Origin of the sequence: Nonomuraea coxensis DSM 45129 (assembly GCF_019397265.1) — a bacterium.
GTDB lineage: Bacteria > Actinomycetota > Actinomycetes > Streptosporangiales > Streptosporangiaceae > Nonomuraea > Nonomuraea coxensis.
On record NZ_CP068985.1, the window covers coordinates 624542 to 637074 of the forward strand.

15 protein-coding genes are annotated in these 12533 nt (G+C 73.2%); 6 read left to right on the forward strand and 9 right to left on the reverse strand.

Translation table 11 applies throughout. From position 1 onward, the window contains the following. Positions 1 to 9 precede the first annotated feature (9 nt). Positions 10 to 738, reverse strand: coding sequence for a nucleotidyltransferase domain-containing protein (locus tag Nocox_RS03200; protein WP_033409157.1), 729 nt, complete (start codon positions 736 to 738; stop codon positions 10 to 12). Positions 739 to 748: 10 nt separating this feature from the next. On the opposite strand from Nocox_RS03200, the gene Nocox_RS03205 reads away from it, so the two are divergent. After that, entirely contained in the window at positions 749 to 1564 is an 816-nt protein-coding gene (locus tag Nocox_RS03205) for an SDR family NAD(P)-dependent oxidoreductase (protein WP_020543428.1), read from the forward strand. Here the strand turns inward: Nocox_RS03205 and Nocox_RS03210 are convergent. Together Nocox_RS03210 and Nocox_RS03215 are read right to left on the reverse strand one after the other, a co-directional pair. Next, the gene (locus Nocox_RS03210) at positions 1551 to 2489 is read right to left on the reverse strand and encodes a ribose-phosphate diphosphokinase (RefSeq protein ID WP_020543429.1); all 939 of its coding nucleotides are present in this window, start codon (positions 2487 to 2489) and stop codon (positions 1551 to 1553) included. The genes Nocox_RS03205 and Nocox_RS03210 overlap by 14 nt on opposite strands. 33 nt (positions 2490 to 2522) lie before the next feature. Continuing rightward, complete coding sequence (locus tag Nocox_RS03215; RefSeq protein ID WP_020543430.1) at positions 2523 to 3149, reverse strand: HAD family hydrolase; 627 nt, start codon at positions 3147 to 3149, stop codon at positions 2523 to 2525. A gap of 128 nt (positions 3150 to 3277) precedes the next feature. On the opposite strand from Nocox_RS03215, the gene Nocox_RS03220 reads away from it, so the two are divergent. Next, complete coding sequence (locus Nocox_RS03220; protein ID WP_020543431.1) at positions 3278 to 5080, forward strand: alkyl/aryl-sulfatase; 1803 nt, start codon at positions 3278 to 3280, stop codon at positions 5078 to 5080. Here Nocox_RS03220 and Nocox_RS03225 read toward each other — a convergent pair. Beyond that, on the reverse strand, positions 5070 to 5594 hold the full coding sequence (locus Nocox_RS03225) for a hypothetical protein (protein ID WP_157383075.1): 525 nt from the start codon (positions 5592 to 5594) through the stop codon (positions 5070 to 5072). The two genes, Nocox_RS03220 and Nocox_RS03225, sit on opposite strands and share 11 nt — an antisense overlap. A 59-nt stretch (positions 5595 to 5653) precedes the next feature. Next, the gene (locus Nocox_RS03230; protein ID WP_020543433.1) at positions 5654 to 7081 is read right to left on the reverse strand and encodes a purine-cytosine permease family protein; all 1428 of its coding nucleotides are present in this window, start codon (positions 7079 to 7081) and stop codon (positions 5654 to 5656) included. 134 nt (positions 7082 to 7215) lie between these two features. Between Nocox_RS03230 and Nocox_RS03235 the strand changes: the two genes are divergently transcribed. Beyond that, on the forward strand, positions 7216 to 8616 hold the full coding sequence (locus tag Nocox_RS03235) for an MFS transporter (protein ID WP_020543434.1): 1401 nt from the start codon (positions 7216 to 7218) through the stop codon (positions 8614 to 8616). A gap of 36 nt (positions 8617 to 8652) precedes the next feature. Here Nocox_RS03235 and Nocox_RS03240 read toward each other — a convergent pair whose 3' ends face one another. Both Nocox_RS03240 and Nocox_RS03245 read right to left on the reverse strand, forming a co-directional pair. Continuing rightward, a complete protein-coding gene (locus Nocox_RS03240; RefSeq protein ID WP_020543435.1) occupies positions 8653 to 9636 on the reverse strand; it encodes an NAD-dependent epimerase/dehydratase family protein in 984 nt (327 codons plus the stop codon). Positions 9637 to 9731: 95 nt separating this feature from the next. Further along, the gene (locus Nocox_RS03245) at positions 9732 to 9911 is read right to left on the reverse strand and encodes a hypothetical protein (RefSeq protein ID WP_020543436.1); all 180 of its coding nucleotides are present in this window, start codon (positions 9909 to 9911) and stop codon (positions 9732 to 9734) included. A 152-nt stretch (positions 9912 to 10063) separates the two neighbouring features. Here Nocox_RS03245 and Nocox_RS03250 point away from each other — a divergent pair, with 152 nt between their 5' ends. The 3 genes from Nocox_RS03250 to Nocox_RS03260 all read left to right on the forward strand — a co-directional run bounded on the left by Nocox_RS03250 (position 10064) and on the right by Nocox_RS03260 (position 11532). Beyond that, a complete protein-coding gene (locus Nocox_RS03250) occupies positions 10064 to 10366 on the forward strand; it encodes a MazG nucleotide pyrophosphohydrolase domain-containing protein (RefSeq protein WP_020543437.1) in 303 nt (100 codons plus the stop codon). Positions 10367 to 10395: 29 nt separating this feature from the next. Further along, the gene (locus tag Nocox_RS03255; protein WP_020543438.1) at positions 10396 to 11100 is read left to right on the forward strand and encodes a class I SAM-dependent methyltransferase; all 705 of its coding nucleotides are present in this window, start codon (positions 10396 to 10398) and stop codon (positions 11098 to 11100) included. Between the two features lie 84 nt (positions 11101 to 11184). After that, positions 11185 to 11532 (forward strand): DoxX family protein, encoded by a 348-nt coding sequence (locus Nocox_RS03260; protein ID WP_020543439.1) that lies wholly within the window; start codon positions 11185 to 11187, stop codon positions 11530 to 11532. On the opposite strand, the gene Nocox_RS03265 is transcribed toward Nocox_RS03260, so the two are convergent. Both Nocox_RS03265 and Nocox_RS03270 read right to left on the reverse strand, forming a co-directional pair. Then, complete coding sequence (locus tag Nocox_RS03265) at positions 11516 to 11668, reverse strand: hypothetical protein (RefSeq protein WP_020543440.1); 153 nt, start codon at positions 11666 to 11668, stop codon at positions 11516 to 11518. The two genes, Nocox_RS03260 and Nocox_RS03265, sit on opposite strands and share 17 nt — an antisense overlap. 294 nt (positions 11669 to 11962) lie before the next feature. Beyond that, positions 11963 to 12466, reverse strand: a complete 504-nt coding sequence (locus tag Nocox_RS03270; RefSeq protein ID WP_020543441.1) for a GNAT family N-acetyltransferase — start codon at positions 12464 to 12466, stop codon at positions 11963 to 11965. Positions 12467 to 12533 lie beyond the last annotated feature (67 nt).

A 12533-nucleotide genomic window follows, 5' to 3' on the forward strand; every position in this document is an offset into this window, starting at 1 on the left:
CCGCCGCGCTCAGGCGAGGATCTTCCTGATCGCCGGCCGGATGAACGCGCGGGCCAGCTTGGCCCGGCGGAAGCGGCTGAGCGGGGGGCGCGGCGTGCCGTACCGGCGGGCCGTGACGTCGGCCACCACGAGCTCGGGCGCCCCCATCCCCGGCAGCAGGTCCAGAGCCTCCCGCTTGGTGATGAGCCGCCCGTCGGCGAGCGTGACCGCGGCCCGCGCGACCGTCACCGTGCCGAGGTCCACCCAGACGTCGTGCAGCCAGCGCCGCCGCCCCTGCGTCTTCACCAGCCAGAAGTCCCGCAGGTCCGTACGGACGAACTCGGCCAGCTCGGCGTCCGACACCGGCGGCAGCAGCCCGGCGGGCGACGGCCCGTACAGTTCGAGCGCCTTCACGTGCAGCTCGCGCCGGGTCACGGGGGTCACCGGACGGCGGAAGATCTCCTCGTGCGCCCACGTCACGTGCTCGGCGGACGGCTCGGCCAGCTCCTGCCGGGGGATGTACGAGCAGTGCAGCCGGTCCGCCAGCGGCAGGTCCAGCCCCCGGTGCACGGCCTTGATCCGCCGCCAGTGCCCCATCGTGACCGGCTCGTCCACGATCGCGACGAGATCGAGGTCGCTGCGGCCGGGCTGGTAGTCGTCCGTCGCCAGCGACCCGTGGGCCCACAGCGCGACGAGGGGGACGGCGGGCTCCACGGCCTCCAGGAAACGGCTCAGCAGGCGGTCGGTTGCGACGTGCATGATGGTCACTATGATCGATCCTCGCCTGACTGGAAAGGTCGCGCTGATCACCGGCGCCAATCAGGGCATCGGGGCGGCCACCGCGATCGCGCTGGCGGCCCAGGGTGTGGCGGTCTTCCTGACGTACAAACGGCTCGACCCGCTGAAGCATCCCGCCTATCCCGAGGCGTACGACCGGCTGCGGGCCGGCGACGCCGGCGAGGTCGTGGCGCGGGTGCGCGAGGCGGGCGGCAGGGCCGAGTCGGCGGAGGCCGACCTTGCCGGCCCGGAGACGCCCGGCCGGCTGTTCGACCTGGCGGAGGAGGCGTTCGGGCCGGTCGAGATCCTGGTCAACAACGCGAGCGGCTGGCTCAGCGACACGTTCGAGGCGCGCGGGCACGACGGCTTCGGCCGCCCGACCCGGCCGGTGGACGCCGCGACCCACGACCGCCAGTTCGCGGTGGACGTGCGCGCCCCCGCGCTGCTCATCGCCGAGTTCGCCCGGCGGCACGTCGCGCGCGGCGCGAGCTGGGGCCGGATCATCGGCCTGACCTCCGAGGGGCCGCAGGGCTTCCCCGGCGAGGTCAGCTACGGCGCGGCCAAGGCGGCCCAGGAGAGCTACACGATGTCGGCGGCGCACGAGCTGGGCCGCCACGGCGTCACCGCCAACATGGTGCATCCGCCGATCACCGACACCGGCTGGGTCAACGAGGAGGTGGAGAGTCTGGCCCGCGCGCACGGCCCGATCGGCACGGTCGGCCGGCCGGAGGAGGTGGCCGAGGTGATCACCTACCTCGCCTCCCACCAGGCCCGCCGGGTGACCGCGCAGGTGATCAGGATGTACTGAACAGGGCGCTCACCGACTCGCCGTCGTGGATCCTGCGCATCGCCTCGGCCAGGGCGGGCGCGATCGACAGGATCGTCAGCTTGTCGCTCCGCCGGGGCGGCGGCACGGTGTTCGTGCAGACGATCTCGGCGACCTCCGGCAGGGCGCTCAGCCGCTCCACCGCGCCGTCGGAGAACAGCCCGTGGGTGCACGCCACGCGCACCGAGCGCACGTTCTGCTCGCGCAGCCGGCCGAGCAGCTCGATCACGGTGCTGCCCTTCGCGATCTCGTCGTCCAGGATGATCACGTCCTTGCCGGCCACGTCGCCGATGACCGAGCTGATCACCACCCGGTCGTCGGCGTAGCGCTGCTTGGCGCCCATGGCGACGCTGGTGCCGAGCAGGCGGGCGAAGTGCGCGGCCTCCTTGGCGTTGCCGAGGTCGGGGGAGACGACGACCGTGTTCGACAGGTCGTAGCGGCGGAAGTGCTGGGCCAGCTCGCGCAGCGCGTGCAGGTGATCCACCGGGACGCTGAAGAAGCCGTGCACCTGCGGCGAGTGCAGGGTCATCGTGAGGACACGGCTCGCGCCGGCCGCGACCAGCAGGTCGGCGACCAGCCGGGCGCCGATCGAGATGCGCGGCTGGTCCTTCTTGTCCGATCGGGCGTAGGCGTAATGGGGCAGGACCACCGTCGTACGGGCCGCCGACGCGCCACGGGCGGCGTCCAGCATGAGCAGCAGCTCGACCAGGTGCTCCTGCGTGGGCGGCACGAGGGGCTGGATGAGGAAGACGTCCCGTTCGCGGCAGTTGGCCTGGAGCTGCACTTCGAGGACGTCGTTCGCGAACCGGTCGACCTTCACCGGCTGCAGGGTCGTGCCCAGATGGGCGCAGATCTCCTCAGCGAGCTCGGGATGTGCGCTGCCGCTGAAAACCGTGATGTCTCTCACGATCCAGAAAGCATAGCCAGCGAGCCTCGGGACTCAGCGGATCAGGTCGGGGGTGAGCGCGCTGAGGTCCGGCAGCACCCGCCAGGCGAGCGCCAGCGCGTCCGGCGCGGGCGGGTAGCGGGGGTGCGGCACCGCGATGACCCGCATCCCCGCCGCGTGCGCCGAACGCAGGCCGTTGCTGGAGTCCTCGACGGCGACGCAGCCGCGCGGGTCGAGCCCCATGCGGCGCGCCGCCTCCAGGTAGCCGTCGGGCGCGGGTTTGCCCCGCTCGACCTCCTCGGTCGAGACGGTGGCCGCGAAGCACCCCGCCAGGCCGGCCGCGTCCAGCACCACGTCGATCAGCCGGCGGGGGGACGAGCTGGCGAGCCCGAGCGTGCGCCCTTCCGCGAGCCGCCGTACGGTCTCCACCGCGCCCGGCATCAGCGGCACCTCGTCGCGGTAGCGCGCCGCCATCCGGTCGACGACCCCGCGGGCGATCTCGTCAGGCTCCAGGCGGACGCCCAGCTCGTGCAGGTACGCGGCCCACTCGCCGGTGCTCATGCCCATGAGCCGCGCCTGGGTGTCCGGCTGCCACGTGCCGCCGTGCTCGGCCACGAACGCCCGCCGCACCTCCTCCCACACCGGCTCGGAGTCGACCAGCACGCCGTCGAGATCGAACACACACGCTCCCATGAACGATCAGCTAATCACACGGCCGACTGCCCTGCTTGTCCTGATTGCCCGAGATTCATCCTCTAAGGGGGAATTGTTGAGCTAGCCGGGAACCACTACCGGGCATGCGAACAGGCATGGCAGACCTTCCAGTTCGCGACACGGGCGACTTCGACGACGCCGATCGCGGCTTCATCGCCAGACTCGACCCCGGGGTGATCAAAACGGCCGACGGCAGGGTCATCTGGGACATCGACGCCTACGACTTCCTCCACGACGAATGCCCCGAGACGGCCCATCCCAGCCTGTGGCGCCAGGCCCGGCTCTGCGCCCGCCAAGGTCTGTACGAGGTCACCCCGGGCGTCTACCAGGTACGCGGCCTCGACCTGGCCAACATGACCCTGATCGAGGGCGAGCGGGGCGTCGTCGTCATCGATCCGCTCGGCTCCGTCGAGTGCGCCGCCGCCGCGCTCAGGCTCTACCGCGCCCACCGCGGCGAGCGCCCCGTCACCGGCGTCGTCTACACCCACCCCCACACCGACCACTACGGCGGCGGGCGCGGCGTCACCCGCGGCGACGTCCCGATCCTGGCCGCCGCCGGGTTCCTGGAGCACGCGGTGGCGGAGACCCTGTACGCCGGCCCCGCCCGGGCCCGCCGCGCCGTCTACATGTACGGCCCCGCCCTGCCCCGCTCGCCCGAGGGCCAGCTCGGCTCCGGCCTCGGCATGACCGTCGCCCCCGGCACCCGGTCGCTGCTCCCGCCCACGCTGGAGGTCACCCACACCGGGCAGGAGGAGACGATCGACGGCGTGGACCTGCTCTTCCAGCTCACCCTGGGCGGCGGCGGGCCCGCCGAGCTGAGCATCCTCCTCCCCGCGCACCGGGCGCTGTTCCTCGCCGAGAACGCCGGCCGCGGCCAGCACGCCGTCCTGTCCCTGCGCGGCTCCGAGGTCCGCGACCCCCGGACGTGGGCCCGCCACCTCGACGAGGCGCTCGCCCTGCTCGCCCCGCACGCCGACGTCGCGCTCGCCGCCCACCACTGGCCCACCTGGGGCGGCGACGGCATCGCCGGCCACCTCACCCGGCAGCGCGACCTGTACGCCTACCTGCACGACCAGACCCTGCGCCTGCTCAACAAGGGCCTGACCGCCGCCGAGATCGCCGAGACCGTACGCCTGCCGCCCGAACTGGAGCGGGCCTCGCACGCCCGCGGCCACCACGGCTCGACCGCCCACAACGTCAAGGCCGTCTACCAGCGCTATCTCGGCTGGTTCGACGGCAACCCCGCCCACCTCTGGGAGCACCCGCCGAGGGAGAGCGCCATCCGGTACGTCGCCTGCCTCGGCGGCGGCGCGGCCGTGGTCGCCTTCGCCCGCCGCTACATCGACGACGGCGACCTGCGCTTCGCCGTCCAGCTCCTCAACCACGCCGTCTTCGCCGACGAGGGCAACAAGGAGGCCCGCGACCTGCTCGCCGAGGTCTACACCCGGCTCGGCCACGGCGCGGAGAACGCCGCCTGGCGCAACTTCTACCTGATGGCCGCGCTGGAGCTGGCCGACGGCATCGTCCCCGCCACGCCGGAGCGGACCGCGCCGGACGTGCTCGCCGCGCTGAGCGTGGCGCAGATCTTCGACACGCTCGCCGTACGGGTGGACGGGCCGCGGGCCTGGCACGAACGTCTGGCCATCGACTGGCACCTGACCGACCTCGGCGAGCGCCACCGCACGACGCTCTCCAACGGCGCCCTCATCCACCAGCCGAACCCGCCCGCCGGTGTGGTCCCCGACCTGACCCTGCGGCTGACGAAGGCGCAGCTCGTGGGGCTGATGGCGGGCAGGGGCGTGGAGGGCGTGGAGCGGGAGGGCGACACGACGGCGCTCAAGCGCCTGGTGGCCGTCCTCGACCACCCGATCAGGGACTTCGCGATCGTCACGGCGTGACGGGAGGCGCGGGCCGCTCACGAGCCGCCAGCCCCGCCAGGTCACGAGCCGTCGGGCCGGCCTGCTCGCGCATGGAACGGCAGGCCAGCGCGAGCAGGGTGACCACGGCCGCCGCGAGCGCCGGGCCCACCACCAGTGGCACCGCCGGCTCGCCCGCGTGCCACGCCGCGGCCAGGATCGCCACCGACGTCACCGCCCCCACCCCGAACATCGCCAGCCAGAGCGGCAGCACCCGCACATAGGAGTAGAGCAGCGGGAACGCCGGCCACACGAACGGCGCCGAGGCCACGGCCAGCACCAGCCAGAGCGCGGTCACCGCCCCGAGCCACACCGGCCCGGCCACCGGCCTGCCCTCCATCGAGGGCCCCGCCGCGTAGAGGGCCCCGAGCAGGACGCCGCCGGCCGCCACCCCCACCTGGTCCTCGCGCAGCACGGTGACCACGGCCATCGCCAGCAGCCCGAAGAGCGTGAGATGCACCGCCCACGCCAGCAGTCGCAACGGTATGTCCATCATCGATCACCAACAGTAACGGCGATCGGCCATGAACGCGACGTACCCGGCGGTGACGGTTCTCAGGCGCCGGTGCGGCCCGCGGCGCGCCGGCGGGCGCCCGCCGGGGCCGTGGCGGCGAAGTACAGCACCCCGGCCACCACCAGCGCGATCACCACGCCGATGTTCGCCGCCCCGAACGTGGACCCCTTCAGCTCCTCGCTCATCAGGAACCCGACGACCTTCGCGATGTTCTCGTCCGCCGAGGTGATCAGCCCCATGCCCACGACCGACGCCACCACGAGCGTGGCGACCCCCGTCCAGTTGACGGCGGGCCCGCCGGGGCGCAGCAGCGACTCGTCGTACGCGCGCCCGCCGTCCCGCAGCCGCCACATGTCCACGAGGAAGATCGCCACCCAGGCGGCCATCACCACGCCGACGATCGCGAGGAACGCCTGGAAGGTGCCGAAGAAGCTGTCGCTGACGAACAGCAGGTAGTAGCCGCCGAGCACCATGAGCACCCCGTCGATCAGCACCGCGAGGTGCCGCCGCACCGGCACCCCGAGCGCCAGCATCGACAGCCCGGACGAGTAGATGTCCATGATCGCCCCCGCCAGGAACCCGCCGATCGCGGTCAGCAGGTACGGCAGCAGGAACCACGTCGGCAACGCCCCCGCCAGCGCCGCCACCGGATCGCCCCCGGCCGCCTCGGCGAGCTTCGGGTCGCCGCCCGCCAGCAGCACCCCGAACACCAGCAGCACCATCGGCGGCAGCGCGCCCCCGAGCATCGTCCAGAACGCCACCGCCCGGCCGGACGAGCGGGCGGGCAGGTAGCGCGAGTAGTCCGCGCCGCAGTTGACCCAGCCGAGGCCGAGCAGCGTCATCGCGAAGATGATGCCGCCGATCCAGCCGCCGGCCCCGGTGGTGGTCTCCAGCGACACGCCGAGCCGGGGCGCCATGAGCGCCATGTAGACGACGGTCAGCACGACGAACGCGTACGTCAGGTACCGCTGGACCACCATGATCAGCGCGTGGCCGTACACGCCGACGGCGATCACGACGAGCGCCGCGACCGCGAAGCAGAGGGCGGTGGCGGTCGTGCGGGGGAGGCCGGGCGCGAGCCGGGCGAGGATGGCCGCCCCGCTCTGCGCCGACAGCGTGACGAGCACGATCTCCCAGCCGACGTTCGAGATGTACGACAGCGTGGCGGGCAGCTTGTTGCCCTGGTAGCCGAAGGGCGCGCGGCCCAGCGTCATCGTCGGCACGCCGGACCGGGTGCCGGCGACCGCGACCAGGCCGACCAGCAGGAACGACAGCGCGTACCCGACGGCGCCGGTGATGATCGCCGGGATGACGCCGAGCCCGAGCCCGACGATGTAGACGCCGAACGCGACCCCGAACAGCGACAGGTTGGAGCCGGCCCACGGCCAGAAGAGGTCACCCGGCCGGCCGTGCCGCTCCGCCTCGGGAACCGCGTTGATGCCGTTCTGCTCGACGGCCATCGTGTCCATGATCCGGACGTTACTCCCGGTCTGTGGCGAAACCCACCCTTCGCGAATATCGGGATCGTTACGGCGCCGAAATCCTGGTTAGGGAAGGACGATATCCGCACGCCGTCCGGGGGACGGGGGAAGGGCAGCCGTTCATGAAGGCGTCGTGGCAGGCCGACCCGCGCGGGCGTGCGCTCGCCGTCTGCCTGGTGGCGGCGTTCATGACCGGGCTCGACGTGAGCATCGTGAACGTGGCGCTGCCGTCCATCCGCGAGGGCCTGCACGCGAGGGAGGACGGGCTCCAGTGGACGCTGTCCGGGTACGCGCTCACGTTCGGCCTGCTGCTGGTGCCCGCCGGGCGGCTGGGGGACGCGCGGAGCCGGCGGACGCTGTTCATGTGGGGGGTGGTGCTGTTCACCCTGTCCAGCGTCGCCTGCGGGCTCGCCTGGAGCATGAACGTGCTCATCGTGTCACGGCTCCTCCAGGGCATGGCGGCCGGCCTGCTGAACCCGCAGGTGTCGGGGCTGATCCAGCAGATGTTCCGCGGGCACGAGCGCGGCCGGGCCTTCGGCGCCCTCGGCGCCACCATCGGCGTCTCCACGGCCGCCGGGCCCCTGATCGGCGGAGCCCTGGTGACCGGGTTCGGGGCGGAGCTCGGGTGGCGCTGGGTCTTCCTGGTCAACCTCCCGATCGGTCTCGCCCTCCTCCCGCTGGCCCACCGCGTGCTCCCCACCCCCGGCCCCGCCCAGCTCGCCGGGCGGCGGGAGAGCATGGACCCGGTGGGCGTCCTGCTGCTCGGCCTGGGCGTCGGCTGCCTCCTCCTGCCCTTCATCCAGCAGCACCAGTGGCACGGCCAGGCGAAATGGCTCCTCGTCCCCGCCGCCCTGCTCGTCCTGGCCGCCTTCGTGGCCTGGGAACGCGCCTACCGCCGCGAACCCCTGGTCAACCTGGCCCTCTTCCGCAAGCGCTCCTACAGCCTGGGCTCCGCCATCGCCCTGTTCTACTTCGCGGGCTTCACCGGCATCTTCTTCGCCTTCACCCTCTATCTGCAGAGCGGCCTCGGCTACACCCCCCTGATGGCGGGGCTGTCGATCACCCCGTTCGCGCTGGGGTCGGCCTCCGCCTCGGTGGTCGGCGGGCGACTCGTGGGCCGGGCGGGGCGCCGGCTGGTGGCCGCCGGGCTCACGACCGTGATCGTCGGGCTGAGCGCCACGATGGTCGCCACCGTGCTCGTGCCCGGCCACGACGTCGGCCTGGCGACCGCCCTGCCGCTGCTGGTCGCGGGCGTGGGCAGCGGCCTGGTCATCTCGCCGAACCAGGCGATCACCCTCTCCGAGGTGCCGCCCCAGGGCGGGGGCAGCGCGGCCGGCGTGCTGCAGACCGGTCAGCGCCTCGGCTCGTCGATCGGCATCGCCGCCGCCGGCTCCGTCTTCTTCAGCTCCCTTCCCCTGGGCTGGCCGACCGCCTTCCGCCACGGCCTCCTGGTGGTGCTCACGTGCGTCCTCATCGCCCTGCTGGCCGCCGGCTACGACCTCCTCCGCACCTACCACCGCTGACGCCCGGCCGCCTTGCCGGGGCCAGGGGTCTCCCTCTCACAGGCCCAGCAGGCGGGCCTCCACCTCCGGGGCGAGGCCCTTGCGGGGGCGGTCGGGGCGGACGGGGGCCTCGCCTCCGACGCTGCGCAGCCACGCCCACGTGTCGCCCACCGTCTCGGCCACGGGCCGGAAGGTCAGCCCGGCCGCCACCGCCTTCGACACGTCGCCGCCGTGCAGGAAGTCGTAGTCGGCGCCGACCAGCCAGAACGGCAGCTCCGTCCACGGCTGCACCCCGGCCGCCAGGATCGCCTCAGGATCGACCCAGCGCAGCTCGGCCGCCGCCCCCGTCACCTCGACGCAGGTCTCCAGGATCTCCCGCATGGTCACGAACCCGGGCGGGCTCACCACGTTGAACGCCCCGCCGATCCCGCGCCCGGCCGCCCGCAGGCACCACAGCGCGAGGTCGCGCGCGTCGACGTATTGGAGCCCCTGGTCGGCGGGGCCGGGAGCGAGGACCGGCCCGCCCCGCGCGATCCTGGTGAGCCACCACGGCAGCCGCCCGATGTTCTCGTAGGGCCCGATGATCAGCCCGGCCCTGGCCAGCAGCGCCCGCTCCCCGAACGCCGCCACCGCCGCCAGCTCGCCGCCCGCCTTGTTCACGGCGTAGTCGGAGGGGTCGTCGTGGTCGGCCGAGGCCGCCACCATGGGCGCGCTCTCGTCGGCCCCGAACGCCACAGGCTCGGCGTAGACCGACCTGCTGGAGACGTAGACGTAGTGGCCCGCCCGCCCGGCGAGCAGCGAGGCCGTGTCGCGCACCGCCGAGGGCGCCCACGACCAGGTGTCGACCACGACGTCCCACTCGCCGCGCTCCAGCGCCGCGAGCCCGCCGGGGGCCGTGCGGTCGCCGAGTAACGCGGTCACGCCGGCAGGGGGCGCGTTGGTGCCCCGGTTGAACACCGTGACGTCCCACTCCAGGCCGAGTGCCTCCTCGACCACCGCCCGCCCCACGAACTCCGTGCCGCCCAGCACCAGGATCCTCATGGCAGTCACTCTGGCGCAGGCGGCGGCCCGCGCGTACCCGTGCACGCCCGCAGCGGAATCGCCAGGAGCGAAACCGCGGTGCCGGGCGCGGCCGCTCAGAACTCGCAGCCGCCCGGGTCCAGCAGGTCGTCGTCGTCGAACTCCGGGGGAGGGGGCGGCTTCCGAACGCCCCGCTCGCCGCGGTCCATCCCCGGCCGCGCCCGCCCGGACACCAGGACGGTGAGCCCGTGGCCGCCGCGCGGACCGGCTTCCAGCACCACCTCGATGTCCCGCATCGCCCGTCCTCTCGCCTCTCGCCGCCGTCGTCCGTTCCGAATGATGGACGGCACGGATGCGCGGAGCGTGGCGAAACGCCCCTCATGGCACCTCGCTTACCGAATCTCGATCCCCCGCAGGCCCGGCCGGCGCGGGGCCGTACACTCCGGGGGTGGACCTGCGGCAGCTCTCCGACGCGATCGAGTCCGTCTCCAGCCGGTACGCCGCCTCGCTCGGCATCGAGCGGGACGACATCTGGCACATTCTGAAGCTGCAGGAGGAGGTCGGCGAGCTCACCCAGGCGTTCCTCACCCGCAGCGGCCGGGCCAGGACCAGGGGCCGCACCCCGTCCGAGATCGAGGCCGACTTCCGCGCCGAGCTCGCCGACGTCCTGTGCCACGTGCTGCTGCTCGCCCGCCATCACGGCGTGGACGTGGAGGACGAGGTCCGGCGCAAGTGGCTGAGCCGCCGCTGAGGCCGGCGCGTCCACTACGGTGGCCGCCCATGACCGACTTCATCTCCCTCCCCTTCTACGACCTGTTCCACGAGAACGGTCACGTCCCGGTCATCCGTGAGAAGCTGCCGCCGCTCCTGACCGGGGTGACGCGGAGCATCCTGGAGATCGGCGCCGGCTCCGGCCTGATCACCGTCTCGCTGGCCGAGTGGACCCCGGCGGAGATCTTCGCGCTGGAGCCCTCGGCCGGCATGCGCGGGATCCTGCTGTCCCGGCTGTGCGGGCGTCCCGAGCTCCTCGACCGGGTCACCGTCCTGCCCTGCGACGCGCTCGCCGCGCGGGTGCCGGAGCCGGTCGAGGCCGTCGTGATGATCAACGTCATGTACGCGCTGCCGCACGACTACCGCAAGCGGCTCTGGCCCGTGCTCGCCGGCCTCATGGAGCCCGGCGGCCTGCTCGTCTTCACCTGGCACGACGGCGGCGCGCCCGCCTCGCGGCCGGTCGAGAAGCACGAGAGCCGCCAGGTGGGCCGGCACACCTACTCCGTCTGGTCCGGGATCACGCGGCTGGACGCGGAGACCTTCGAGGGCCGCTTCGTCCACCGCGTCAGCGAGGGGGACACGGTGATCAGCGAGGAGGAGCTGGTCGGCGAGGCATACCGGCCCCTCTGGCCGACGATCGAGAGCGAGCTCACCGGCGCCGGCTTCACCCGTGCGGACGCTCCCGACGGCCTGCTCGCCTGGCGCCGTTCCTGAGCGGTCACACTTCCGGCGGCTGAGGGGTCAACGAGATGCCGGGCCGTTCACGGCCCGGATCCGTGACAACCGAAGGAGCCACCGATGTCCACCGCCGCTGTCGTCGTCACCGTCCTGACCGCCCTCTGGGTGGGGTTCTCGGCCGTGTCGGTCTTCGTCGGCGCCACGTGGGTCGTGGAGCCGCTCGCCGAGTACGGCGTCCCGCGCGCCGCGTGGCCCTGGCTCGGCACGGCCAAGGCGCTGGGCGCGGCCGGCCTGCTCGCCGGGCTGGTCGTGCCCCCGCTCGGCGTGGCCGCCGGGATCGGCCTGGTGGTGTACTTCACGGGCGCGGTCGTCACCGTGCTCCGCGCCCGTTCGTACCGGCACGTGCCGTTCCCGCTGCTCTACCTGACGCCGGTCGTGGTCGCGACGGCGCTCACCGGAGCCGCCTAGCGGCGGCGAGGCGGGCCACGTACTCCTTGACGGCCAGGGACAGCGCCAGCCCCTCGGGGCCGAGCAGCAGCCCGGCGCAGAGCAGCCGGCACCAGAACGCGGCGGTCAGGGGCCCCTCGGCCGTCCAGCGCAGCACCTCGGCGAAGACCGGCGGCCCGCTCCGGGTTCGACGTCCACGCCTGGCAACTGGCCGGCGCCTGCTGGGGCTTCCTGCCGCAGGACGGGCGCTCCGACGACCAGGCGGGCGAGGGCCGGGTCCTGAACGACATCGGCTGGTTCCACGCCCAGCTCGGCGCGTACGAGGAGGCGATCGCCTACTACAGCCGCTCCCTGGCCTGGCGGGGCGGAGGCAAACGCGCGCTCGGCGCCGTATGCTGCGCCGCCTCGGCGAGGCCCAGCTCGCGTCGCGTCCCTGCGCCGGGCCCTCGCCTCATCTCCGAACTGGCCCCGGGCGACGCCGAAGCCCTCCGCGCCCGCGTGGCGTCCCTGCCGGACGCACCAGGCACACGTCCACCGGGTCCTCGCGCTCGAACGTGAACCCGTGCCGCTCGTACAGCCGGCGCGCCGGACTGCCCCGCAACACGATCAGCCGGACGGTCGCGTCCTCGCGGTCGCATCGCTCCAGCAGCTCCCGCAGCACCGCGGAGCCGATTCCGCTGCCCTGAGCGGTGGGGTCCAGGTAGAAGTGCTCCAGCCAGTAGCCGCTGCTCCGGCCGTCTCCCTCGCCGTCGCCCGCCGGCCGCAGCGCGACACAGCCGGCGAAGACCCCATCGACCTCGATCACCCAGGTATGCGCCGGCAGGAAGCCGTCGCGCAGCCGCTGCCGCACCCGATGCTCGTCGTAGCGGCCGAGCCGTTCGAGATCGGCCCGCATCACCACGGCCCGCAACTCGGCCACGGCCTCGACGTCCGCCGCCGAAGCCTGCCGAACCACCCAATCCACCACAAATCGCGATGCTACCGCCCTGTCGCGGATCGCAGGTCCGAAATCAGCGGTAATT